A 23477-nucleotide genomic window follows, 5' to 3' on the forward strand; every position below is an offset into this window, starting at 1 on the left:
TGCGGTGATTCTCAGTAAGTCAATCATGGATTAAACTCTTTGATTAACTTTTGCCTTTTGGTTTGGGTCTTCGCTTTTTTTCTATCAGGGAATATCATGATTCGCTTTCCGCGCATCGAGCGTTTGCCGCCTTATGTGTTCAATATTACCGGTGAGCTGAAAATGGCCGCCCGCCATCGCGGCGAGGACATTATTGATATGTCCATGGGGAATCCAGACGGAGCAACACCGGCGCACATCGTGGAAAAGCTGGTGGAGGCGGCCAGTCGCCCCGATACTCATGGTTATTCTGTCTCCAAGGGCATCCCGCGTCTACGCCGTGCCGTGACCAATTGGTACGAGCGCCGCTACAATGTGCACTTGAACCCCGATAGCGAAGCGATTGTTACCATCGGTTCCAAAGAAGGTCTGGCTCACTTGATGCTGGCGACCCTGGATAAAGGCGATACCGTTCTGGTGCCCAACCCCAGCTACCCGATTCATATTTATGGTGCCGTCATTGCCGGTGCCAATATCCGTTCGGTGCCGATGATTCCCGGCGTGGACTTTTTTGAAGAAATCGAAAAAGCCGTGCGTGAATCCATTCCCAAGCCCAAAATGATGATTCTGGGTTTTCCCAGCAATCCGACGGCCCAGTGTGTGGAGCTGTCCTTTTTTGAGCGTATTGTGGCGCTGGCACGCGAGCACAATATCCTGGTGGTACACGATCTGGCCTATGCCGACATTACCTTTGACGGCTACGTGGCCCCGTCCATCATGCAGGTGGAAGGTGCGCGCGATGTGGCCGTCGAGTTTTTTACCATGAGCAAAAGCTACAATATGGCAGGCTGGCGTATTGGTTTCATGGTGGGGAACGCCTCGCTGGTCAATGCTTTGGCGCGTATCAAGAGCTATCACGACTACGGCACCTTCACACCGATTCAGGTGGCCGCCATTGCGGCGCTGGAAGGGCCACAGGATTGTGTTACCGAGGTGGTGGAGCAGTACCGCCGCCGTCGCGACGTATTGGCCAAGGGTCTGCATGAAGCAGGCTGGATGGTCGATGTTCCTAAAGCATCAATGTATATCTGGGCCAAGATTCCCGAGTTCTACAAGGACATCGGTTCGCTGGAGTTTGCCAAGCGCTTACTGAGCGATGCCAAAGTAGCCGTATCCCCCGGCATCGGCTTTGGTGAGTATGGCGACAACTATGTGCGCTTTGCGCTGATCGAAAACGAGCAACGTACCCGTCAGGCGGTACGCGGCATCAAAGAAATGTTCCGTAAGGACGGATTTGTTCAATGAGTCCTATCAAAGTAGGTTTGCTGGGTTTGGGTGTGGTTGGCAGCGGCACCTGGAACGTATTGAAACGCAATGCAGATGAAATCGCTCGCCGCGCTGGTCGCCGTATTGAGGTGGCCGCTATTGCTGTGCGTGACCTAGAAAAGGCACGCGCGCTGGTTGGGGATGACGTTATCCTGACCACAGACGGCATGGACGTGGTGCGTAACCCTGATATTGATATTGTGGTCGAACTGGTGGGGGGCGACACGCTAGCCCGCGAGTGGGTCATGGAAGCGATTGCCCAGGGCAAGCACGTGGTCACTGCCAACAAGGCCTTGTTGGCCAAACATGGCAACGAGATTTTTGCTGCTGCTCACGAGCGCAGCATCATGGTGGCTTTTGAAGCCGCGGTGGCCGGTGGTATTCCTATCATCAAAGCCATTCGCGAAGGCCTGTCGGCCAACCGTATTCAGTGGCTGGCCGGCATTATTAACGGCACCACCAACTACATCCTGTCCGAAATGCGCAATCGCGGCGTGAGCTTTGCCGAGGCACTGGCCGACGCACAGCGCCTGGGCTACGCCGAAGCTGACCCTACCTTTGACATTGAAGGTGTGGACGCGGCTCACAAACTGAGCCTGCTGGCTTCCCTGGCTTTCGGTATTCCGGTGCAATTTAGCAAAGCCCATGTGGAAGGCATTACCAGCCTGGCTCTGGAAGACATGCAACACGCACAACGCCTGGGCTACAACATCAAGCTGCTGGGCATTACTCGTGCCCGTGAAGACGGGATTGAACTGCGCGTGCACCCCACACTGGTTCCGTTGCAAAGCATGCTGGCCAATGTGCAAGGTGCCATGAACGCGGTGCTGGTGCATGGCGATGCCGTTGGTCAAACTGTGTACTACGGTGCCGGTGCCGGTGCCTTGCCAACCGCTTCGGCGGTGGTAGCCGACCTGGTGGACGTGACCCGTCTGCAAACCGCAGAACCCGAACATCGCGTGCCATACCTGGCTTTCCAGCACAACGCCATGTCCGATACCCCCATCCTGCCTATGGATGAAGTGGTGTCCTCGTACTACCTGCGTTTGCGTGTGGACGACCGTCCTGGCGTGTTGGCTGACGTGGCTCGCATTCTGGCTCAAGCCTCGATTTCGATTGGTTCCATGTTCCAGGAACCGGCTGGCGAACAGGCCGATATCATCTTCCTGACGCACGAAGCGCGTGAAGGTGCCATCAATGGCGCGATCAGCCAGATTCAGAATCTGCCGTTTGTACAGTCTGCCGTGACCCGTTTGCGCGTGGAGAATCTGTAATGAATTACGTATCCACTCGTGGCGGCATGAAGGCCCAGCCATTCTCGGACATCTTGCTGGAAGGCTTGGCTCCGGATGGCGGCTTGGCCATGCCAGAAAGCTACCCGCAGGTCAGTGCCGACATGCTGGAATCCTGGCGCGCCCTGAGCTACCCCGAACTGGCCGCGAAAGTGCTGGGCCTGTTTGTCACCGATATTCCGGCTGATGAACTGTCCGCATTGACTGCTCGTGCCTACGCCCCCGGCGTGTTCGACAGCGAGCAGGTTGTACCGGTCAAGGAATTGGAACCCGGTTTCTCCTTGCTGGGCTTGTCCCAAGGTCCAACCCTGGCTTTTAAAGACATGGCCATGCAGTTCCTGGGTCAGGTTTTTGAATACGTGCTGACACAGCGCAACAGCACCCTGAACATTGTGGGTGCCACTTCTGGCGACACTGGTTCGGCAGCTGAGTACGCCTTACGCGGCAAGCGTGGCGTCAGCGTGTTCATGCTCTCCCCCTTTGGTCGCATGAGCGCCTTCCAGCGTGCCCAGATGTATTCCCTGCAAGATGAAAACATCCACAACCTGTCGGTGAAGGGTGTGTTTGATGATTGTCAGGACATCGTCAAGGCCTTGGCTGGGGATTTGCAATTCAAATCCCAATGGCATCTGGGCGCGGTGAATTCCATTAACTGGGCGCGTATTTCGGCTCAGGTGGTGTATTACTTCTGGGGCTGGCTGCGCAGCACAACAGAAGCTGGTCAAAAGGTTTCCTTTGCCGTGCCCTCGGGTAACTTCGGCAATATTTTGTCGGGTCATATTGCGCGTCAGATGGGTTTGCCTATTCATCAGCTGGTGCTGGCGACCAACGAAAATAACGTGCTGGAAGAGTTTTTCCGCACTGGTATATATCGTCCTCGTGGCTCGGATCAAACCTACGCCACCTCCAGTCCATCCATGGATATTTCCCGTGCCTCCAACTTCGAGCGCTTTGTGTTTGATCTGTTGGGCCGTGATGGCAGCAAGGTCAAGGCATTGTGGGAGCAGCTGGCTAAGGAAGGCCAATTTGACCTGAGCGAGCATTTGCCACGCTTCAAGGAAGAGTTTGGCTTTGTCGCCGGTGCCAGTTCGCACCAGGATCGTCTGGACACGATTGCCCAGGTGAACCAGCAACACCAAACTCTGATCGACCCGCACACGGCAGATGCCGTTAAGGTGGCTCAGAACTTCCGCGAAGCAGGCATCCCTATGCTGGTGCTGGAAACAGCCTTGCCAGCCAAGTTCTCCGAGACTATCGAAGAGGCTATTGGTCAGCCGGCTCCGGTGCCTGAGCACTTGCGTGGACTGGCCGCTTTGCCGCAAAAAGTGGTCGTGATGGATGCGGATGTCGCTCAGGTACGCCGCTACATCGAGGAACACGCTCCACGCTAGGGTCACTATCTGCGCCGGAGTTGTTTTTCGGCGCACTGTTAGTGGCTAGGTAGTGGTTTCAAACCCCGATTTTGATATTCCTGCTGGCCTGAATCAGTTTCAGTTTGCTATGCGGGAAAGCAGAAATCGGGGTTTTTTGCGTTTTGGGCCGGCCTTGCAAGAAGGCGGGCATGGTTGTCCTTTGACAGCCGACTGAACTTTTTCTATCGGGTCTTCATCAAAAAAACACGATACACAGGCATGATGTCTATAGCCTTTGGTATAGGCAGATAGGCCGCTTGTCTATCGAACAGAGAGAAAGGATAGAAAAATCATGAGTAAAACGACTCACGTAAAATTGCGCCCACTGGAGCGTGAAGATCTGCGCTTTGTGCATTTGCTGGACAATAACGCCAGCGTGATGCGCTACTGGTTTGAAGAGCCCTACGAAACCTATGGCGAGCTGGCGGCTTTGTATGACGAGCACATTCACGACCAGCGTGAACGCCGTTTTGTGGTGGAGTGGGAGGGGCAGCCTTCAGGCGTGGTGGAACTGGTCGAGATTGATTATGTACATCGCCGGGCCGAGTTCCAGATCATTATTGCGCCTGAGTTTCAGGGCAAGGGGATTGCTTCACGCGCTACCAAGCTGGCGATTGAGTACGGCTTTGGAGTGCTGAACCTGTATAAGATTGTGCTGATCGTGGATAAGGAGAACCAGAAGGCCATCCACATTTATCAGAAGTTTGGTTTTCAGGTGGAAGGCGAGCTCAAGCATGAGTTCTTCATCAATGGCCAATATCGGGATGTGGTGCGTATGTGCCTGTTCCAGTCTGAATTCCTGGCGGCTCATAAACCAGCGCAAACTTTATTGACGCCTTTGGCGCAATAAGGTTTTTTAATCACCGTTTTGCTTTGAGGTGATTGTAGGTATGGCCTCAGCGAGGGCCGTGTGCCTTAGCGCATTCTTTCCGGCCCTTATCCGTTCCGGCTTTGTGCTTACAGATGCGCCGCTTTCAGACCGCTGCGTACAGCACCTTCCAGCACACCCGGATAGCCCGTATCGGTCCAATCGCCTGCGATACGAATAGTGGACCAAGGTGTAGTCACTGCGGGGCGACGCAGGCCGGGAATAGCCGCAAAGGTGGCACGCTTTTCGATAATCAGCTCGCTGGCGCGTACCGCAGGCATGGCTTTCAGATGCTGTGTTTGAGTGCGCACTTGCTCGATAATCGCGGCAATAGCATGCTCGCGGTCCAAGGCTTGCAGACGTACAGCATCGCTGATGACAACGCCGACCAAGGTTTCCCCGCTACCTGGTTTCAGGGCGCTGTGATCAAACAGCCATTGCCCGCCACTGCCGTTTGTATCGTCCAGCATCAACATGGCGTGCGGCAGATTCCAGGCTTGCTCCAGCTCCAGGTACAAAGTGGCGATGGGGATGTACGTAAAAGCTTCCAGATCCGCCAGTAACTGTTCGCTGGCAGGGGTGCTGGGCAGGCTCTGCAGCAAGCGTGCTGCTTGAACCGGTGGGCAGGCCACAATGGCGGCATCAAATTGCAGGCCATCAATCTGCACGCCGGACTCGGTTAGCTCCAACCTTTGCACCCGGTGGCCCAGTTGCAGCTGAATATCGCGCAGTGCGGGTTCGCACCAGAGCTGGCTTAAATCTGTCAGGGGAATCAAGGTTTGGCTGGCTTGTGGCAGGCCACCTAGACTATCGCGAAGCACATGGGCAAAGAGTTGGGCGCAAGCCTGTTCAATCGGGGTGTTCATGGCGGCCACGCACAGTGGCTGCCAGAACAGGCGGATGAGGTGGCTGTCTTGCTGATGCTGTTCCAGTAGTTGCAGCACGGTCAGACCGGCCGGGGTGCGCCATTGCTGCTTCATCAGCCAGCGGCAAAACCGTGCCATCTTGTATTTTTGCGACCAGCTCAGTCCTTGTGCACCCAGCAAACCGGCTAGCAGGTGCAAGGGAGCGGGCAGGGAACGATTGCGTAGGCGAAAGCGGCCATCGGCGGCCATTACATCCAGATCCTGACGCAGCAAGCGGGAGGACTCGCTCAGGCCAATTTCCCCCATCAAGCCCAGCGTGACGGAGTAGGCACCCAGCATGATGTGCTGGCCATTATCGGTGTCGCGTCCCAGATTGGGACTGTGGATACGGCGGGCGCGCCCGCCTATATGGCGCGAGGCTTCAAAGACGCTGACCTGATGGCCCTGGGTCTTCAAGCGCCAGGCGGCTGCACAGCCCGCCCAGCCCGCCCCGATAACCGCGACTTTCATCGACTTAGTTTGCGCTGCAAGTTACGTCCGCCCGATACCCAGGTTTTCCAGGCTAGCCAGAACTTGCGAATGGGGGTCAGCGAGATGCGCTGTTCCAGTACATGCCAGCGGTCATTGGCGATCTCGACCAGCAGGGCATGGTAGATGGCAGCCATCAATAGACCGGGGCGTTGCGCACGGCGATCTACTGCAGGCAGGGCACGCATGGCTTGACGATAGAGTTCCTGGGCTCGTTCAGTTTGAAAGGCCATCAAGGCTTCGAAACGATCCGAGTGTTGCTGGTCCAGCAGCTCGTGCGGGCTAACGCCAAAACGGTCCAGGTCTTCCTGGGGTAGATAGATGCGGCCACGTCGGGCATCGTCGCCCACGTCACGGATGATATTGGTTAGTTGAAACGCCAGGCCCAGCTTTTGGGCATAGTCGCTGGTTTGCGTTTGAGTCTGGCCAAAAATACGGGCCGACAGCAGGCCGACCACACTGGCGGCGTGCCAACAGTAACGCTCCAGCTCGCTCCAGCTTTGGTAGCGCACCTGATCCAGATCCATTTCCATGCCGTCAATAATTGCCAACAGCTCATCCTGGGGCAGATCAAAGGTTTTGACGTGCGGAGCCAAAGCCTGCATGACCGGGTGATGCGCGCGGCCTTCATACAGATCAGCAACCTGCGTGCGCCACCACACCAGCTTCATGCGGGCGACCGACTCTTCGTGAACTTCGTCCACGACATCATCGACCTCGCGGCAAAAGGCATACAGCGCGGTAATGGCACGGCGGCGTTCGGGTGGCAGAAACAAAAAGGCGTAATAAAAACTGGAGCCGCTTTGGGCTGCCTTGTTCTGACAATACTCGTCTGGGCTCATGGACGTTCAGGGTCGGTAAGGGGTGCGGCTCAGACCGCGGGCAATCAGGCGCAGCCAGTCCAGACGGGACAGGGTGGGGCGATGACTGAACACATCAAATTGCACGTCTTCCAGACGTTCCAGGATACGCAGACCGCCCAGCACCATCATTTTCAGCTCCAGACTGATGCGTCCGGGCAGATGGGAGGACAGCAGCAAGCCAGCTTGCAAGCGTTGACGGGCGTCGATGACCAGCAGCTGCATCATTTCCTGCCAGCGCGCATCGGCCTGGGGCTGACGCTGCAGCTGGCTGCGGGCCTGGATGTAATCATCATCCAGATCGTACTGGGCCAGCAGGTCCTGCGGAATATAGATACGGTTCTTGTGCCAGTCCAGGGCCACGTCCTGCCAGAAATTGACCAGTTGCAGCCCCGTACAGGTGGAGTCTGACATCTCGACCAGCTCTGGACTGTGGGCTTCATACAGATGCAGCATCAGACGGCCAACCGGATTGGCCGAGCGCGTACAGTAGTCCAGCACCTGGGCCATATCGGTATAGCGATGCGTGGTGACATCCTGACGGAATGCGGACAGCAAATCCAGAAACGGTTTGAGCGGCAGCTGGAAATTGCTGATGGTGCTGGCCAGGGGAACAAAAATCGCACTGTGTGGTGTATCAGCCAGAACGGGCTGATGATATTGCAGTTGTTCTATTCCGGTTTCAAACTGCGCCAGCAGTTCCAGGCGCTCGGCAGCGCTTAAATCGCCTTCATCGGCAATGTCGTCGGCGCTGCGTGCAAAACGATAAATATCGATGACCGGTCGGCGCAGCCGACGAGGTAGCAGTACCGAGGCGACAGGGAAGTTTTCATAGTGCTCGATAGACATAGTCCGCCAGTATACGGCAGACCTTATTGCGGGCGAAGCCAGCCTATCGCTTTCGTTTCCACTAGGGCTGGTTTAGACTTTCGTATTGCTTCGGGGAGAACCATGCCACGTCCTATCTCGGCCACCATTCATATTGCGTCACTGCGTCACAATCTCGATATGGTTATTCAGAGCCTGAATAACGCCACGGCTCCATCCGGAGTGAAACGGCCTCATATCTGGGCCGTCATGAAGGCCAATGCTTACGGCCACGACATCGAAAATGCCGTGCGCGCTTTTAGCGCCGCCGAAGGCATGGCGATGCTGGATCTGAAAGAGGCGGTACGCTGCCGCGCTGCGGGCTGGACCGGCCCCATCATGCTGCTGGAAGGCTTTTTTCAGCCTGACGATCTTGACGTGCTGGCCGAATATGGCCTGACCACGGTTATCCATTGCCATGAACAGCTCAAGATGCTGGAGCAATGGAAGGGCGGTGTGGCCCTGAACGCCATGGTCAAGCTAAACAGCGGCATGAACCGTCTGGGCTTTGGCGTGGATGATTACCCTGCTGCGTTCGAGCGTGCCCAGCGCCTTCAAAAAGCGGGCAAGCTGGGCTCCGTTGGGCGCATGACGCACTTTGCGCGCGCCGACGACAATATCGATGCCACGCTGGAGCAGATTCGGTGCTTTAACCGTATTACTGACGGTTTGCCTGGTCCGGTCAGTGTGTGTAACTCGGCGGCTACGCTAAGCCCCGACCTGGGCGTTTATATGCCCACCGGCCCGGATCATTGGGTGCGGCCCGGTATTTGCCTGTATGGCAGCTCGCCCTTTGCGGATTTTAGCGCCGAAGATTTTGGCCTGCAGCCGGGCATGACTCTGGCCGCAGAAATTATCAGCGTGCGCGGTGTCAAGCAGGGCGAGGGCATTGGCTACGGCCATACCTATATTGCAGAGCAGGCCATGCGCATTGGCGTGGTGGCTTGTGGCTATGCCGATGGCTATCCGCGTCATGCGGGCACCGGCACCCCTATTACCGTCAACGGTGTACGTACCCGTTTGCTTGGTCGTGTCTCCATGGACATGCTGGCAGTTGACCTGACTCCGGTGCCCGCCGCCGGGGTAGGTAGTCAGGCGGTGTTGTTTGGTCAAGGAGGGCCTAGTGTGGACGAAGTGGCTGCGGCCGCCGGCACACTGGGCTACGAATTGATTTGTGCGGTGGCACCCCGTGTCCCGCGCATCATTCAGGATTAACACCCATAAGGCATAGCCATGAAAAATAAATGTGTATTAATTACCGGCGCTACCAAAGGAATCGGCTGGGCAATCAGCCAAAGGCTGGCCGATGCCGGGGCCCACGTTGTGGGTCTGGCCCGTCACACGGAGAACATTGATTTCCCCGGTTATCTGTACTCCTGCGATTTGAGCAATGCAGGCGAAACTGAAGAAATGCTGCGCGTTATTCGTGAAAAGTATCCTGTGGATGCGGTTGTGAATAATGTGGGCATGGTGGCACCTGAGCCTATTGGCCAGGTAGATCTGGGTAATCTTTATCAGGTCTTTGACCTGAATGTGCGTGTGGCCGTGCAAGTGGCTCAGGCCTTTATCCCTTCGATGAAAGCCCGCAAGGAAGGCCGTATCATCAATATTTGCAGTCGTGTTGTGCACGGCGGTTCCGACCGCACCAGCTATGCCGCCGCCAAAAGTGCCTTGCTGGGTTGTACCCGCACTTGGGCGCTGGAATTGGCCCCTTATGGCATTACCGTTAACGCGGTATCTCCTGGTCCGATCGAAACCGAATTGTTCCGTGCCAATCACCCCGTGGGGAGCGAGGCCGAGCAGCGCAGCTTGTCCTCTATTCCGCTGGGACGTTTTGGGCAGGCGGCTGAAGTGGCCGCTGCCGTTACTTTTTTGCTCAGCGATGAGGCCGCGTATATCACCGGCCAGAATCTGGGCGTGGATGGCGGCGGCAGTCTAGCCGGACGCTAAGGAATCATTATGGCCACCAGTGCTCGTGCGGCCCGCAAGGCCAAAGTCGTATTTGTTTGCACAGAGTGCGGGGCGGATACTCCCAAGTGGGCGGGCAAATGCCCGGCCTGCGGGGCTTGGAACAGTTTGCAGGAAACCGTGGAGGCCACGCCGGCCGCCACCTCCCATCGTTATGCCTCTCTGGCAGGTTCTAGCCCGGTTCAAAGTCTTTCTGACGTACAAGCGCGTGAAATGACGCGTGTGCCTACCGGCATAGGCGAGTTCGACCGCGTGTTAGGGGGCGGACTAGTAGAGGGGGGCGTCATCCTGATTGGGGGCGATCCTGGCGTGGGCAAGTCCACGCTCTTATTGCAGGCCATGGCTGCCTTGGCGCAGCAAACCAAAGTCCTGTATGTGACGGGTGAGGAGTCCGCTGAACAGGTGGCGCTGCGCGCCCGACGTTTGGGCGTACCTACTGAAGGGGTGGACCTGCTGGCGGAAATTCGTCTGGAGTCCATTAATCAGGCTTTGTTGACGCACAAGCCCAGCGTGGTGGTAATCGACTCGATTCAAACGGTTTACTCGGATCAGCTGACTGCGGCTCCGGGGTCGGTATCGCAAGTGCGCGAATGTGCGGCTCAGTTGACCCGGCTGGCCAAGCAAAGCGGTACTTCCATGATTTTTATTGGTCACGTCACCAAAGACGGGACCTTGGCCGGCCCCCGGGTGCTGGAACACATCGTGGATACCGTGCTGTATTTTGAAGGCGATACCCACTCGTCCTTTCGCATGGTGCGCGCGTTCAAGAACCGCTTTGGCGCGGTGAATGAACTGGGCGTCTTTGCCATGACGGAAAAAGGCCTGAAAGGGGTCAGCAATCCTTCAGCTCTGTTCTTGTCGCAGCACTCCCAAACCGTCGCCGGTTCCTGCGTGATGGCCACTCAGGAAGGCACCCGTCCTTTGCTGGTGGAAATTCAGGCTTTGGTGGACACCGCCCATGTGCCCAACCCCCGCCGCCTGTCAGTCGGTCTGGAAAGCTCGCGTCTGGCCATGTTGCTGGCCGTCATGCATCGGCACGCTGGCGTTGTCACTTACGACCAGGATGTGTTTGTGAACGCGGTAGGGGGCGTCAAGATTACCGAGCCCGCTGCCGACTTGGCCGTACTCTTGGCTATTCTGTCTTCCCTGAATAACCGACCCTTGCCACGCGGCTTGGTGGTGTTTGGGGAAATCGGCTTGGCCGGTGAAATCCGTCCGGCCCCGCGAGGTCAGGAGCGCTTGCGGGAAGCGGCCAAGCTGGGCTTTAGCATTGCCTTGATTCCCAAGAGCAATGCTCCGCGTCAAGCAGTTGAAGGCCTGGAAATTTGGGCCGTAGACCGGGTTGAAGACGCGGTCGAACGTCTGCGCAATCTGTAGCCGCCATGATAAGTATTGAACTGATCCTGGCCTGCTTGCTGGGAGGCGCGCTTATTGGCTACACCGGGGGGGTGCTGGGTATTGGTGGCGGCTTGCTGGCTATTCCGCTGCTGGGGCTGATTCTAGGCATGGACCAGCAAACGGCCCAAGGAACCGCGTTGATTATGGTGGTGCCTGCAGTGCTGTTGACGGTGCGTCAGTACCATCGTCGCAATCATATTGATTTCCGACGTGCAGCCCTGGGAGCCATCTCCTCTATCATCTTTACCTGGTTGGGTGCGCGTCTGGCATTGGGCATGGACGCCATCTTGCTGCGCCGTATCTACTCGGTATTTGTGATGGCGATTGCCCTGTATTATTTTGACCAGAGCTTGGGCTTTTCCCGGCGCCGCCGTCGCAGTGACAAGCCGCGCCCGGACCCCGAGTCGTTTGGCCAGGTCTGGTATGTCGCCGTCGGCATGATGGCGGGCTTGGCAGGGGGCGTGTTTGGTGTTGGTGGCGCAGTACTGGTGGTGCCCTTTCTCACCAGCCGTATGGGCTATAGCCAAACTGGTGCCCAAGGCTTGGCTTTGTCCATGATTATTCCGGGCACCTTAGTCGCCTTGGCGACCTACGCATTTCATGGTCAAGCCACTTGGCAGGTTGGCATACCGATGGCTGTGGGTAGCCTGATGCTGGTGCCCTTCGGCGTGCGTCTGGCGTATCGCCTGCCTGAAAATCGCCTGAAGTTTATTTTTGCCTGCATGCTGGTGCTGATCATGGCCTTGCTGCTGGTCCGTGCCTAAGGAGCTGCTTTGAACGTGACGTCCGAAACTGTTTTCTCCTTGCCCGGCGGCGGCACCTTGTTGGCCCCGGAATTGGTGGATCAGCTGGATCTGAACCCGGACGCTCTGCAAGCGTGGTTCGAGGCGACCTCCTATGGCGATCAGGCCAGCAAAGTGGGGCAGGGTGGGCGTCAAGCCGCCTGGTTTGTGAATGGGCCGTTTGGGCAGGCTGTGCTACGTCATTATCGGCGGGGCGGTTTGGTAGCCCGCTTCAATGAGTCTGCCTATCTGTGGCAAGGGGCATCCCGTACGCGCAGTTGGCGCGAATTTCAGGTGATGTCTTATTTGTACAACAAGGGTTTGGCCGTGCCCAAAGTGTTGGCGGGTGCGTGGTGGCAGCAGGGTTTTTGGTACCATGCAGCCCTGATAAGCCAGCGTGTGCCCAATGTGCAGCCTTTGGCACTGAGCCTGGATCGCGCTTCGCCTGAAGCGGTGGCGCACGAGATTGTCCGCATGCACCAATTCGAGGTTTGGCACGCCGACCTTAACGCCTACAATATTTTGCTGGATGCGAATGACAAAGTCTGGCTGATCGATTTTGACCGTGCACGACAGGGGCCCGTCAGCCCCGCCCAAGCCCTGGGGAATGTGCAACGGCTTCGACGATCTTTGCTCAAAGTGTGTGGGCCGCGTGGCGATCAGTGGTGGGAGCAGATGTTTTCTGCTTACCACCGCGAAACGCAGCGCTAATTACGACTACGGGCCTTAAAAAAGCTTTATCATCTCGCCTTTTGGGTTTTTCGCTTTCGATAGGAAGGGGACTCGTGATGTCTTTTGGGATGAACACACCACAGGTACTCGTCGGCCTGCTGGCCGCTGCTGCCATCATGCCTGTTGCACAGGCACAAAATCAGGTCGTCAACGTTTATAACTGGGCTGAATATACAGCGCCCGACACTTTGTCCGGTTTCCAGAAAGCCACGGGTATTACCGTGCGCTACGACGTTTACGATAATAACGACACCTTGCAAGCCAAGTTGTTGACGGGTAAATCGGGTTACGACGTGGTGGTTCCCTCCACGCATTACGCAGCGCGGCAGATCGAAGGCGGTTTGTTCCAGAAGCTGGATAAAAGTCAGATTCCTAACTGGTCCCACCTGGACCCGGACATCATGGCTTTGCTCTCCGATGTGGACCCCGGTAATGAATACCTGATTCCGTGGGGCTATGGCACTAACGGTTTGGGATACAACGTCACCAAAGTCAAAGAAATCATGGGTGAGCAGGTGGACCTGGGTAACTGGGACATGTTGTTCAAACCTGAAAATGCCGAGAAGCTGAAAGGCTGTGGCATTTCCATTCTGGACGAAGCGGCCCAGGTGTTCCCGGCCGTACTGCACTATATTGGCAAAGATCCCAATAGCAGCAACGAAGCCGATTACCGCGAAGCCCTGGATCTGCTCAAGACCATCCGTCCTTACGTGCGTCAATTCAGCTCCTCGGGTTATATCGATGAGCTGGCTGCGGGTGATTTGTGCATGGTCTACGGTTTCTCCGGCGATGTCATGATCTCGGCGGATCGTGCCCGTCAGGCTAAAAAGTCTTACGCCATTGATTACTACATTCCGCAAGGCGGGGCGCCTGTCTGGTTTGACACCATGGCCATCCCCAAAAGCGCGAACAATGTGAAAGAGGCCCATGCCTTTATTAATTACATTGAAACGCCGGAAGTGCATGCAGCCATTACCAACACCATGTTCTACCCGAACGCCAACAAAGATGCGCGCGAGTTTGTGGTCAAGGAAGTGGCTGACAACCCCATGATTTACCCTTCGCCCGAAGTCTCCAAGACTTTATTTGTTATCAAACCGCAGCCATTGAAAGTGCAGCGTTTGCAAACGCGCATGTGGGCTGAACTTAAGTCTGGACGTTAAGGCATCATGCAAGATATCCGTACCGGAACCTCGCCCTGGATGGATGGCGAGGATGCATTCGTACGTGTAGACGAAGTCGTTAAGATCTTCGGCGACACGGTGGCCGTTCAGTCGGTGAGCCTGGACGTTGCCCGCCACGAGATTTTTGCACTGCTGGGCAGCTCGGGGTGTGGGAAATCCACCTTACTGCGCATGCTGGCAGGGTTTGAGGAGCCGACTTCCGGTCGGATTTATCTGGACAACGAGGACATCACGGACCTGCCGCCTTACCGGCGGCCAGTCAATATGATGTTCCAGTCCTATGCGCTGTTCCCGCATATGTCGGTCGAGGCCAATGTGGCATTTGGCCTGAAGCAGGAAGGCGTGCCCCGCAATGAAATCCATGAGCGCGTGTTCGAGGCGCTGGATCTGGTGCAGATGGCTGGTTTTGCGCGTCGCAAGCCCAGTCAGTTATCGGGCGGGCAACAGCAACGTGTGGCCTTGGCGCGCAGTCTGGTCAAGCGCCCCAAGCTGCTCTTGCTGGACGAGCCTATGTCCGCACTGGATAAGCAAATTCGTCAGAAAACCCAGATCGAGCTGGTCAAGATTCTGGAACGCGTGGGCGTAACCTGCATTATGGTCACCCACGACCAGGAAGAAGCCATGACCATGGCCAGTCGTCTGGCGGTGATGTCCGATGGGCAGATCATCCAGTCCGGCACACCTTATGACGTGTACTCCTTCCCGAACTCCAGCTTTGTGGCGGGCTTTATTGGCTCCACCAATTTATTCACCGGTGTGGTTACGGTGGACGAGCCGGATCATGTCCACATAGAGTGCGAAGAATTAAGCCGCCCCTTGTATGTCAGCCACGGCATTAGCGAGCCTTTGGGGATGGACGTGTATGTGTCCGTGCGCCCCGAACAGATCAAGGTAGGCCGCGAATTACCCAACGAGGACACCAACTGGGGCCACGGCATGGTGACCCACGTATCCTGGATGGGCAGCTACACTCGCTATCAGATTCGGCTGGATGCCGGCATGCTGATCGAGGCCCAAATGCCCAGTGGCACCTTGGCCCAGCCTGATGCCCCCGGCGTAGATGAAGAGGTCTATGTCTCTTGGTCCGACGACAGCGCAACGGTACTGAGCACATGAAGAACCTGTCCTGGCGCAAACTGCTGCCCACCAGTCGCACGCTGGTGGTCGCGCCCACATTCTTGTGGATGATTTTGTTTCTGCTGGTGCCGTTTTTACTTGTGCTCAAGATCAGTTTTGCTGATCTTAATTTCGGCGTGCCTCCTTATACGCCGCTGGCCCAGTTTGCCGAAGAAAGTATTTCCTTTGTACTGAACCTGCGTGGCTATATCCTGCTGTTCAGCGACAATCTGTACCTGGCGACCTACATCAGTTCCTTGAAGATGGCGGCAGTTACCACGCTGTTTTGCGTGCTGATTGGCTATCCGGTGGCCTACTACATTGCTCGGTCGTCTCCGGCAGTGCGCAACCTGCTCTTGCTGGCGGTGATTTTACCGTTCTGGACTTCCATGCTGCTGCGTGTGTATGCCTGGGTCGGCATTTTGCGTGGTGATGGTCTGCTCAATCAAGCCTTGCTGTGGGTGGGTATTATTGATGCCCCCCTGGAAATCTACCGCACTGACCTGGCTGTCTATATTGGCTTGATCTATGCCTATTTGCCTTTCTTCATCCTGCCGCTGTACGCCAATCTGGTGAAGCTGGATATGCGTATGCTGGAAGCCGCCTACGATTTGGGCGCGCGCCCTTGGTCGGCGTTCTGGCACATCACCTTGCCCATGTCCATGTCCGGCGTGATTGCCGGGGCCATGCTCGTCTTCATCCCGACGGTGGGTGAATACGTGATCCCGGAAATGCTCGGTGGGGCTGATACCTTGATGATGGGCCGCGTCATGTGGACGGAGTTCTTCAATAATGCGGACTGGCCGATGGCCGCCGCCGTTACCTGCGTGATGGTTCTGCTGCTGATCATTCCTTTGATTTTGTTCCAGTACAGCCAGATGCGACAGATGGAAGCGCAACGGGGAGGCCGCTCATGACCAAGCCTAATCCCTGGCTGCGAGCCCTGGTTCTGACCTTGGGCTTTGGCTTTCTGTACATCCCCATTCTGTTTCTGATCGTCTTTTCATTTAATGATTCGGCCATCATGACGTCCTGGTCGGGCTTTTCCTTCCGCTGGTACGAGTCCTTGTTTCAAGACAAGGCCTTGCTAAGCGCCGCGAAATTGTCTTTCCTGATTGCGGTACTCACGGCCACCATGGCAACCATTCTCGGTACCTGGGCCGCTTATGTGCTGGCTCGTATGGGGCGCTTCAAAGGCTTTGTTTTGTACATAGGCCTGGTCAGCGCTCCGCTGGTGATCCCTGAAGTGGTGCTGGGCATTTCCCTGTTGCTGATGTTTGTGGAGCTGAACTCTCTGTTTGGCTGGCCCGAGCAAAACGGTATTTTCACGATCTGGATTGGCCATGTAGTGTTGTGTACGGCCTATGCCACAGTAATTTTGCAATCCCGTATGCGGGAATTGGATCGCTCTCAGGAAGAGGCCGCTCTGGATTTGGGTGCGACGCCCTTGAATGCCTTTTTTCAAGTGGTTCTGCCCTCGATTGTGCCTGCCCTGATGGCGGCCTGGTTGCTGGCCTTTACCCTGTCGCTGGACGATGTGGTGATTGCCTCCTTCCTGTCCGGTCCGGGTTTTACCACCTTGCCAGTGGAAGTGTTTTCGCGCGTACGCTTGGGCCTCAAGCCCGAGATCAATGCCTTGGCAACCCTGCTTATTTTGGTGATTGGTATTTTTGTGATTGTCGCCAGTCGCTTGCAGGCACGCCGCGAGCGTCGCGTCTGATTGATAAGGAGTATTGCCGTGTTCACGATGTATGGCTTGAAAAATTGCAGCACCTGCCAAAAGGCGGTTGCTTGGTTCGAGCAAAACGGTCTGCCAGTAAACTTTGTGGATTACCGCGAACATCCCTTGGAACCCGCTCGTTTGCAACAGTGGGCTCAGGAGCTGGGTGGCTGGCCCAAGTTGGTCAACCGCGCCTCTATGACCTGGCGCAACTTGCCTGCCGAACGTAAAGAGCCCACAGAGGATGCGCAGTGGCTGGCCTTGATTGCCGAGTTTGCTGCCCTGGTGCGTCGCCCCTTATTGATTACGCCCGAAGGCGAAGTCAGCGTGGGTTTCAACGAAGGCAAGTTTGCCACCCGTTTTCTTAAATAAACCACAGGGGGCTCAGCCCCCGATTTTTTTTATATCTACCATGTACACACAGTCCGAACTTAAACAACAGGTGGCCCAGGCCGCGGTTGACTACATTCTCCCTTTCCTGACTCCTGATTCCATTCTGGGGGTGGGTACGGGTTCCACGGTGGATCTGTTTATTGATGCCCTGGCCGCTCATAAACAGGCTTTCAAGGCTGCCGCTTCCAGCTCCGAGCGCTCGACTGCTCGCCTGCAAAGCCTGGGCATTGAAGTACAAGACTTAAATACCATTGAACGTATGGACTGGTATGTAGACGGCGCAGACGAAATCGACGCTGGCCTGAACATGACCAAAGGCGGCGGCGGTGCGCTGACTCGCGAAAAAATCGTGGCCTCGGTCTCGGACAAATTCCTGTGCATTGTGGACGAAAGCAAGCTGGTGGATTGTCTCGGTGCTTTCCCGCTACCGGTGGAAGTGATCCCTATGGCCAAGAATGCCGTGGCGCGCCAGCTGCGTGAACTGGGTGGCGATCCAGTCGAGCGCGCAGGTTTTGTGACCGATAACGGTGGCTTGATCCTGGATGTGTCCGGTTTGTCGATTGAAGACCCGGCGGCCCTGGAGGCCTACATCAATAATATGCCCGGTGTGGTGTGTTGTGGTTTGTTCGCTATTACCCCGGCCAGTGTGGCCTTGATCGCCGGCCAGCAGGGTGTACGCACACTGTCTGATGCTGGTTTCTGAATTTTAATGTCTCTGTCATAATCGGTGCTTAATCTATCTGGAGATTAAGCGCTGGCGCGAGCCATTTTGCTGTTACAGAAGGCCACTATGAACGAACATACCAATAAGCAGTTTCACTCCGATCTGGAGGCCACCCGTTCGCTGTTCTTGCAAATGGGAGGCATCGTTGAATCTATGGTCCGGAGTGCGACCGAAGCCCTGCAATCAGGGGATATGTCGCTGGTCGATCAGGTTCGCGAGCGTGAAAAAGACATCAACCGCCTGGAGGTTGAAATTGACGAGCGCATCACCAACCTGATCGCCCGCAATCAACCTACTGCCATTGATTTGCGCATGCTGCTGTCCATCTCCAAAATGCTGACCGATATGGAACGCTGTGGGGATGAGGCCGAACGCATCGCTAAGATGGCGCGCCGTCTGCACGAAGGCACCGCCGGCTACGAGCCCGTGGTGGAGCTGCGTCACATGAGCTCCTCGGTCGCAGGCATGATTCACGATGTACTGGACGCCTTTGCGCGCCAGGACGCCGTGCACGCGGCACAGATTGTGCGCAGCGACAAGGAAGTGGATCGTGAATGGAAGGGTTCGCTGCGTCACATCATCACCTATATGATTGAAGATCCACGCACGATCTCGCACTCCATCGACCTGATTTTTATTGCCCGTGCGCTGGAGCGTATTGGTGACCACGCCAAGAATATGGCTGAACGCGTAATCTACATGGTGCGTGGTGACGATGTCCGTCACACCGGTGTGAAAAACACCGAACGTACTGCACGTGGTGAGCCTTTGCCGGAAGCGGAATCCGAAGGCAAGATCTGATTCCGATCCAGGCCTTCTGACGTCAAGCCTTGCATGGTTTCATGCAGGGCTTGATTACTTTTGGGGCTGTAAAACGCAGTGGGTTTTCAAGGGCAGGGCGCCCCGTCAAAAACCGAAGCCGTAGTCTTCTAGCGCTTGGCCGGGATAGAACTGAGTACGAACAGTGACGGCATCTTGGACGGTAATCACGGCAGGTGACTCTAGCCACGATGGGCTCAGGGTGGGTAAGGCCATTAAAAAACCTTGCACGCCGTGTGCGCCGGATTGACGCACGAACTCCAGATCAGCCTCATCCTCGACGCCTTCAATGACTACATAGGGACAGTAGTCAGCACAGACGTTGACCAGATTGCGCAGCAAATGGGTGGGCTGTCCGGGGCTGCGCGCTCGCAACAACATAGAGCGGTCAATCTTGATGATATCGGCGTGGGTCTGAACCAGAAAGGCCAGGGTGCTATTGCCCGAGCCCGTATCGTCCAGGGCAATTCGCACACCTAGATTTTGTAACTGGGCAATCAGCCGGAGCGCCGTTGGTTTGTGGGCAATCGTGCCGGTTTCCGTTACTTCCAGAATCAGGCGTTGGGCTACATCCGGCCGGCTATCCAGATAGCTGAACAAGTCCTGCCACCACAAATCATCCTGCAAAGACCCGGCAGACAGATTTGCGCCCAAACAGAGCGTGGGCTTGGTGTTCAAAAGCTCAATGACACTCCCCAACACACTGCGATCCAAACGCGGAATCAGACCTAGCCGTTCCAGGGCGGCAATTGCGTCCGGCAGCGCGTAATTAGTCTGGCCCTGGTGACGGATCAGCGCTTCTTCGTAGAAATACTTGTTCTTGTGCTTATCACCCAGATGGTAGATAGGCTGAAAGGCCAGGGTCAGACGACCACCTTGCAGATCATCCAGCATCGTCACTGCCAAGCTCATATCGTCTCGGTAGGTCTTAGCCCAAACCTTATGCCACGAGGCCAGAGTAGCGGGGTGATGATGGGAGCAGGGGTTGGGCTCCGGTGGGTGCAAGGTGTCCGTATCGTATTGGCGACTGTCGTAGTGGTAGGCCACCTGAGTATGCAAATAGATACGGGTGTCGTCCTGACTGATGGGGTCGCACTCCAGAGCAGCCCCGAGCAGTTGGGCTAGGGCATTGGGATGCGCACGCTGAAAGCGGTTCTGCTTGCCCAACTGGTTCAGGGCGATCAGCACAAAGTCACCCTGGATAAAAATCTCGTCCGCGCCCAGTCCGCAGTCCTGCAAGCGTTGCCGCACGGTATTCAGCACAAATGCATGGAACGATGAACCATACAAAGCCTGCAAATAGCTGAGATTGGCTAGCCACAGACGTAAGTGTGTGGAGCATTGATCAATCACGGGTAAGTCTAGGCGGCTCATGGACTTCTTTTCCTGTGGGTAAAGCAGTAAGCGGCTGTGCTGTACAGGGGCTCGACTATAGCTGCGGATTGGGCGGCTGCATTCTGGAAGAGTATGGGCCGACCAGAGTTATTCCTGTGTTTGTACTGTGTCCCGCCCCTTTGTCTGTTTACTGTGCACCTGTATAAGAGCAGTCGTGATTTTGTGCCTTAGGAGTGCTAATAACTATGGAAAATACTCATTTCTTTTGATTATTGACCACTCTGAAACGGAATTATCGCTATTGGTTTCATTTAATTACGTTTTAAGGGGTGGGTCAGTGCCTTGATGATAAGGGGGCTTTAGCATACGGAGAATAGGCTGCAGTACTAAGTCAACGCAAAAAACCGCAAGCGAGGCGCATTGCGGCGAGTCTGATAAGAAGGCTGAGGATGTGGCTGAATCGCTTGCAGGCAGAATCAATGCCGTCACTGGATGGGGGCGCAGGAGCGATGCTTGTTCAATCTGTATTTACGGAGCACTAGCCCCCAAGTTTTTTTTCCGGTGCATCGGTGGGTTTCCGTAGCGTCAAGATGCAGATCACCGCTGTCAGGACAGAGAGGATAGCGAGTACCGCGAAGACACTGTGAAAAGCAGCGGTGTAGGCACGATGCGTAAGTTCTGTGAGCACTTTGTCTGTGGCACTGACTGCGTGAATAGATGAGCGCTGCTCGGAACGGGTTCCGATTTGGCTGGCAATCACCGTGGCATTTTCCACTAAAGATAGTGAGTGGGCCTCTGCCGCCGTACGCAGGTTTCCTGCCGCCAAGCTGAGCAGCGTGGCGCCGATAGCTGCGATCGCGATGGCTTCTCCTGCCACACGCATGGTGGTGAAGATGCCGGCAGCCATTCCTGCGCGCTCCTTGGGAACCACACTGACTGATAAGGCATCCATCAAGCCCCAGGGCAGACCATTGCCAATACCGATCAGTAAAAGGGGAATTGTCATCGCCCATAGACTCCCGTTGGGAGATAAGTCTATTAGCAGCCACGTACCCAGCGCTGAGATGAAAAAACCGATGCCCGATAGCAGGCCGGGAGAGAGGTATTGGGCCAGCCTGCCAGCCAGTAGTGGCACCACGAGCATCGGTGCGGTGAGCGGCAGGATCGCAAGGCCAGCGGTGAAGGCGTCGCGGCCTTGGATCGTGATGAACCAGTTCGGCACATAGACAATTAAGGCAATGAAGCTGAAGCCTGTCGCCACTGGCAATAACTGCACCCCGATGAAGCGTGGGTAGCGAAACAGGGATAAGTCCAGCATGGGGTGGGTACGCCGCCGTTCCACGACGATGAATATTCCCAGTAGCAGAGCCGCTCCACCCAATATCGACAAAACCTTCAGACTCGCCCAACCGTCCTGCGGCCCATACACGATGCCGAATGTCAGCAACACCAGGGTGGTCGTGAATAACACTGTGCCGGGCCAGTCAATGCCTTGGGCATTCGGGGCACGGGACTCTTTGATCCGCTTTGTGCCCAGCAACAGGATCAAGAATGCCATCAGTGCGATGGCGAAGTAGAGCGAGCGCCAGCCTAAGTGCAGGATCAGCAAGCCGGATGTCATCGGTCCAAATGCAAGACCGACGCCAAATGCGGTTCCTAGGAAGCTAAAAGCCCGTGTGCGCTCTGCTCCCTCGAATTCTTGCGCCAACAAGGACGTAGCAGAGGTCAGTACCAGTGCACCACCCATGCCTTCGGCGGCGCGCAGCAGATTGAGCAGTAGCAGGTTCGGAGTCAGGCCGATTAGCAGCGAGGTGAGAATAAAAATCCAAAGCCCTGCCACGAAGCAACGCTTGCGACCGATCTGGTCGCCAATAGCTCCTGCTGCCATGACGCAGCTGCCAAATGCGATGGCATATGCATTGACGATCCAACTCAAGGCGGACTGGTTCCCGCCCAAGTCACGCCCGACGGCCACTGTGGAGATCGCAGGTCCCGTGAACACGAGCGGGATAATGACAGCGGACAGGCAGATCGCCGCCAGCACCTTGGTTTTGTCGCCTCTTGCGACGGGGATAGATGTCTTGTTCATTGCAATTCCAACGCACCTATCCATCTGCGCCGGATGCGCGTGTGACCAGGGCTTGCTCTACAGCTTAATTGCTTCGTTATGAAATGATAATATTGGTTTTGCGAACATAACTTATGCAAATAATGCAGATATGACTGGAAGCGACTTCGAGCAGATCACGGCTTTTTTAGCTGTTGTTGAGCATGGCGGATTTACGGCGGCGGGTCAGACGTTGGCGCGCGACGGTTCCATTTTGTCGCGACGTATTACGGCGCTGGAAAAACGGTTGGGAGTACGTCTGCTGGAGCGCACGACACGCAGGATTGCATTGACGCAAGCAGGTGAAATTTTTTATCAACGCATGCTGCCTGTTCTGCGTACTTTGCAGGAAATCGAGCAGGATACCGCTGCAGCCGCGGTGGGGGTGCGCGGCACGCTGCGTATCGCCTTGCCCGCCGCCTTCGGGCGAATGTGGGTTGCACCGATTCTTCCTGCCTTCCTGGCCGCCTACCCGGAGCTGTTTGTTGAAATGGCCTTCGAGGATCGTTATGTTGATCTCGTGGCAGAGTCGTTTGATGTGGCTGTTCGCATCGGAACATTGAGCGATAGCAGGCTGGTGGCACGCAGGCTCGCGCCATCGCGCCGTATGCTCTGTGCATCACCCTCGTATTTACATGCGCATGGTACGCCCTCGCACCCGACTGATCTTGTCGAGCATGCCTGCCTGGGGTTCTCTCGTCTGGCATCGCATCCTCTTTGGCATCTGCAAGATGGTGATAAAACGGTGTCAGTTCGGGTTACGGGCCCGCTGGTGACGGACGATGCACAAAGTCTGGTGCAAGCGGCTGTGTTAGGCGCGGGTATTGCCATGGTGTCCGACTGGCTGGCAGGGCCTGAACTAGGGAGTGGTCGGCTGCTCCCGGTGTTGCCTGATCATCCCGTTGATAGCAAAGAGACGGTTTACCTGGTGCATCCTTCCGCAAGGCTGGTTCCCGCCAAGACACGGGCGTTTGCTGACTGGATTGTGGGGGAGCTTGGAACAAGTCCGTGGCTAAGCCCAGGGGCCGCTGGCTGACCGTACCTGTGGATTGTTCAAGCCTTCATGGTGCGTATCGGCAGGCTGGCCAGCTTTCAGGAAACACGGGCAGATAATGAGGGTGACCGCGTCTTGGATAAATTCTATTTATTGTGCAGTGATAGTGCTCAACAAGCCTTGGTGCTATAGCAAATGTGAAATAAA

The 23477-nt window shown here is 56.0% G+C and carries 22 protein-coding genes; 17 read left to right on the forward strand and 5 right to left on the reverse strand.

The window, feature by feature from the left end:
- Window positions 1-96: 96 nt before the first annotated feature.
- From alaC to speG, 4 genes are all read left to right on the forward strand, one after another.
- A complete protein-coding gene (gene alaC / locus IE156_RS09100) occupies window positions 97-1284 on the forward strand; it encodes an alanine transaminase (RefSeq protein WP_189392178.1) in 1188 nt (395 codons plus the stop codon).
- Window positions 1281-2579 (forward strand): homoserine dehydrogenase, encoded by a 1299-nt coding sequence (locus tag IE156_RS09105; RefSeq protein WP_189392179.1) that lies wholly within the window; start codon window positions 1281-1283, stop codon window positions 2577-2579. The genes alaC and IE156_RS09105 overlap by 4 nt, the downstream gene beginning before the upstream one ends.
- Window positions 2579-3988: a threonine synthase gene (gene thrC, locus IE156_RS09110; RefSeq protein ID WP_189392180.1), complete on the forward strand. Its 1410-nt coding sequence runs from the start codon at window positions 2579-2581 to the stop codon at window positions 3986-3988. The genes IE156_RS09105 and thrC overlap by 1 nt, the downstream gene beginning before the upstream one ends.
- A gap of 313 nt (window positions 3989-4301) precedes the next feature.
- Window positions 4302-4859 (forward strand): spermidine N1-acetyltransferase, encoded by a 558-nt coding sequence (gene speG / locus IE156_RS09115; RefSeq protein ID WP_189392181.1) that lies wholly within the window; start codon window positions 4302-4304, stop codon window positions 4857-4859.
- 107 nt (window positions 4860-4966) lie between these two features.
- On the opposite strand, the gene hpnE is transcribed toward speG, so the two are convergent.
- From hpnE to hpnC, 3 genes are read right to left on the reverse strand one after another with little or no spacing between them, the layout of a single operon-like run.
- A complete protein-coding gene (gene hpnE, locus IE156_RS09120; RefSeq protein WP_189392182.1) occupies window positions 4967-6253 on the reverse strand; it encodes a hydroxysqualene dehydroxylase HpnE in 1287 nt (428 codons plus the stop codon).
- A complete protein-coding gene (gene hpnD, locus IE156_RS09125) occupies window positions 6250-7113 on the reverse strand; it encodes a presqualene diphosphate synthase HpnD (RefSeq protein WP_189392183.1) in 864 nt (287 codons plus the stop codon). Before hpnD ends, hpnE begins: the two co-directional genes overlap by 4 nt.
- A gap of 6 nt (window positions 7114-7119) precedes the next feature.
- Window positions 7120-7980 carry a squalene synthase HpnC gene (gene hpnC / locus IE156_RS09130; protein ID WP_189392184.1) on the reverse strand — a complete coding sequence of 287 codons (861 nt, stop codon included), beginning with the start codon at window positions 7978-7980 and terminating at the stop codon, window positions 7120-7122.
- Window positions 7981-8082: 102 nt separating this feature from the next.
- Between hpnC and alr the strand changes: the two genes are divergently transcribed.
- The 12 genes from alr to phoU all read left to right on the forward strand — a co-directional run bounded on the left by alr (window position 8083) and on the right by phoU (window position 18816).
- Window positions 8083-9213: an alanine racemase gene (gene alr, locus IE156_RS09135; RefSeq protein ID WP_189392185.1), complete on the forward strand. Its 1131-nt coding sequence runs from the start codon at window positions 8083-8085 to the stop codon at window positions 9211-9213.
- A gap of 18 nt (window positions 9214-9231) precedes the next feature.
- Window positions 9232-9948, forward strand: coding sequence for an SDR family oxidoreductase (locus IE156_RS09140; protein WP_189392186.1), 717 nt, complete (start codon window positions 9232-9234; stop codon window positions 9946-9948).
- Between the two features lie 9 nt (window positions 9949-9957).
- The gene (gene radA, locus IE156_RS09145; protein ID WP_189392187.1) at window positions 9958-11343 is read left to right on the forward strand and encodes a DNA repair protein RadA; all 1386 of its coding nucleotides are present in this window, start codon (window positions 9958-9960) and stop codon (window positions 11341-11343) included.
- 5 nt (window positions 11344-11348) lie between these two features.
- Window positions 11349-12128 carry a sulfite exporter TauE/SafE family protein gene (locus IE156_RS09150; RefSeq protein WP_189392188.1) on the forward strand — a complete coding sequence of 260 codons (780 nt, stop codon included), beginning with the start codon at window positions 11349-11351 and terminating at the stop codon, window positions 12126-12128.
- 15 nt (window positions 12129-12143) lie between these two features.
- Complete coding sequence (locus tag IE156_RS09155) at window positions 12144-12857, forward strand: 3-deoxy-D-manno-octulosonic acid kinase (RefSeq protein ID WP_229841179.1); 714 nt, start codon at window positions 12144-12146, stop codon at window positions 12855-12857.
- 77 nt (window positions 12858-12934) lie between these two features.
- The gene (locus tag IE156_RS09160; RefSeq protein ID WP_189392190.1) at window positions 12935-14041 is read left to right on the forward strand and encodes a polyamine ABC transporter substrate-binding protein; all 1107 of its coding nucleotides are present in this window, start codon (window positions 12935-12937) and stop codon (window positions 14039-14041) included.
- 6 nt (window positions 14042-14047) lie between these two features.
- Window positions 14048-15178, forward strand: coding sequence for an ABC transporter ATP-binding protein (locus IE156_RS09165; protein WP_189392191.1), 1131 nt, complete (start codon window positions 14048-14050; stop codon window positions 15176-15178).
- Window positions 15175-16095 (forward strand): ABC transporter permease subunit, encoded by a 921-nt coding sequence (locus IE156_RS09170; protein ID WP_189392192.1) that lies wholly within the window; start codon window positions 15175-15177, stop codon window positions 16093-16095. Before IE156_RS09165 ends, IE156_RS09170 begins: the two co-directional genes overlap by 4 nt.
- On the forward strand, window positions 16092-16898 hold the full coding sequence (locus IE156_RS09175) for an ABC transporter permease subunit (protein ID WP_189392193.1): 807 nt from the start codon (window positions 16092-16094) through the stop codon (window positions 16896-16898). The genes IE156_RS09170 and IE156_RS09175 overlap by 4 nt, the downstream gene beginning before the upstream one ends.
- Window positions 16899-16925: 27 nt before the next feature.
- The gene (locus IE156_RS09180; protein ID WP_373296512.1) at window positions 16926-17270 is read left to right on the forward strand and encodes a Spx/MgsR family RNA polymerase-binding regulatory protein; all 345 of its coding nucleotides are present in this window, start codon (window positions 16926-16928) and stop codon (window positions 17268-17270) included.
- Between the two features lie 40 nt (window positions 17271-17310).
- Window positions 17311-17994 (forward strand): ribose-5-phosphate isomerase RpiA, encoded by a 684-nt coding sequence (gene rpiA, locus IE156_RS09185; protein WP_189392194.1) that lies wholly within the window; start codon window positions 17311-17313, stop codon window positions 17992-17994.
- 87 nt (window positions 17995-18081) lie between these two features.
- The gene (gene phoU, locus IE156_RS09190) at window positions 18082-18816 is read left to right on the forward strand and encodes a phosphate signaling complex protein PhoU (RefSeq protein WP_189392195.1); all 735 of its coding nucleotides are present in this window, start codon (window positions 18082-18084) and stop codon (window positions 18814-18816) included.
- Between the two features lie 105 nt (window positions 18817-18921).
- Here the strand turns inward: phoU and IE156_RS09195 are convergent, their stop codons facing one another.
- Window positions 18922-20208, reverse strand: a complete 1287-nt coding sequence (locus IE156_RS09195; protein ID WP_189392196.1) for an EAL domain-containing protein — start codon at window positions 20206-20208, stop codon at window positions 18922-18924.
- Window positions 20209-20707: 499 nt separating this feature from the next.
- A complete protein-coding gene (locus IE156_RS09200; RefSeq protein WP_189392197.1) occupies window positions 20708-22258 on the reverse strand; it encodes an MFS transporter in 1551 nt (516 codons plus the stop codon).
- Window positions 22259-22388: 130 nt separating this feature from the next.
- Here IE156_RS09200 and IE156_RS09205 point away from each other — a divergent pair, with 130 nt between their 5' ends.
- Window positions 22389-23312, forward strand: coding sequence for a LysR family transcriptional regulator (locus tag IE156_RS09205; protein ID WP_189392198.1), 924 nt, complete (start codon window positions 22389-22391; stop codon window positions 23310-23312).
- Window positions 23313-23477: the final 165 nt, after the last annotated feature.

The organism is Alcaligenes pakistanensis (genome assembly GCF_014652815.1).
GTDB classification, from domain to species: Bacteria; Pseudomonadota; Gammaproteobacteria; order Burkholderiales; family Burkholderiaceae_B; genus Alcaligenes; species Alcaligenes pakistanensis.

Excerpts from the sequence above, each read along its gene's own strand:
- hpnD (WP_189392183.1), bottom strand. The coding sequence starts at position 7,113 with ATGAGCCCAGACGAGTATTGTCAGAACAAGGCAGCCCAAAGCGGCTCC.
- radA (WP_189392187.1), top strand. The coding sequence starts at position 9,958 with ATGGCCACCAGTGCTCGTGCGGCCCGCAAGGCCAAAGTCGTATTTGTT.
- IE156_RS09180 (WP_373296512.1), top strand. The coding sequence starts at position 16,926 with ATGTATGGCTTGAAAAATTGCAGCACCTGCCAAAAGGCGGTTGCTTGG.
- IE156_RS09205 (WP_189392198.1), top strand. The coding sequence starts at position 22,389 with ATGACTGGAAGCGACTTCGAGCAGATCACGGCTTTTTTAGCTGTTGTT.
- alaC (WP_189392178.1), top strand. The coding sequence starts at position 97 with ATGATTCGCTTTCCGCGCATCGAGCGTTTGCCGCCTTATGTGTTCAAT.
- IE156_RS09160 (WP_189392190.1), top strand. The coding sequence starts at position 12,935 with ATGTCTTTTGGGATGAACACACCACAGGTACTCGTCGGCCTGCTGGCC.
- IE156_RS09140 (WP_189392186.1), top strand. The coding sequence starts at position 9,232 with ATGAAAAATAAATGTGTATTAATTACCGGCGCTACCAAAGGAATCGGC.
- IE156_RS09165 (WP_189392191.1), top strand. The coding sequence starts at position 14,048 with ATGCAAGATATCCGTACCGGAACCTCGCCCTGGATGGATGGCGAGGAT.
- IE156_RS09170 (WP_189392192.1), top strand. The coding sequence starts at position 15,175 with ATGAAGAACCTGTCCTGGCGCAAACTGCTGCCCACCAGTCGCACGCTG.
- hpnC (WP_189392184.1), bottom strand. The coding sequence starts at position 7,980 with ATGTCTATCGAGCACTATGAAAACTTCCCTGTCGCCTCGGTACTGCTA.
- hpnE (WP_189392182.1), bottom strand. The coding sequence starts at position 6,253 with ATGAAAGTCGCGGTTATCGGGGCGGGCTGGGCGGGCTGTGCAGCCGCC.
- alr (WP_189392185.1), top strand. The coding sequence starts at position 8,083 with ATGCCACGTCCTATCTCGGCCACCATTCATATTGCGTCACTGCGTCAC.
- thrC (WP_189392180.1), top strand. The coding sequence starts at position 2,579 with ATGAATTACGTATCCACTCGTGGCGGCATGAAGGCCCAGCCATTCTCG.
- IE156_RS09175 (WP_189392193.1), top strand. The coding sequence starts at position 16,092 with ATGACCAAGCCTAATCCCTGGCTGCGAGCCCTGGTTCTGACCTTGGGC.
- phoU (WP_189392195.1), top strand. The coding sequence starts at position 18,082 with ATGAACGAACATACCAATAAGCAGTTTCACTCCGATCTGGAGGCCACC.
- IE156_RS09150 (WP_189392188.1), top strand. The coding sequence starts at position 11,349 with ATGATAAGTATTGAACTGATCCTGGCCTGCTTGCTGGGAGGCGCGCTT.
- IE156_RS09195 (WP_189392196.1), bottom strand. The coding sequence starts at position 20,208 with ATGAGCCGCCTAGACTTACCCGTGATTGATCAATGCTCCACACACTTA.
- speG (WP_189392181.1), top strand. The coding sequence starts at position 4,302 with ATGAGTAAAACGACTCACGTAAAATTGCGCCCACTGGAGCGTGAAGAT.
- IE156_RS09105 (WP_189392179.1), top strand. The coding sequence starts at position 1,281 with ATGAGTCCTATCAAAGTAGGTTTGCTGGGTTTGGGTGTGGTTGGCAGC.
- rpiA (WP_189392194.1), top strand. The coding sequence starts at position 17,311 with ATGTACACACAGTCCGAACTTAAACAACAGGTGGCCCAGGCCGCGGTT.
- IE156_RS09200 (WP_189392197.1), bottom strand. The coding sequence starts at position 22,258 with ATGAACAAGACATCTATCCCCGTCGCAAGAGGCGACAAAACCAAGGTG.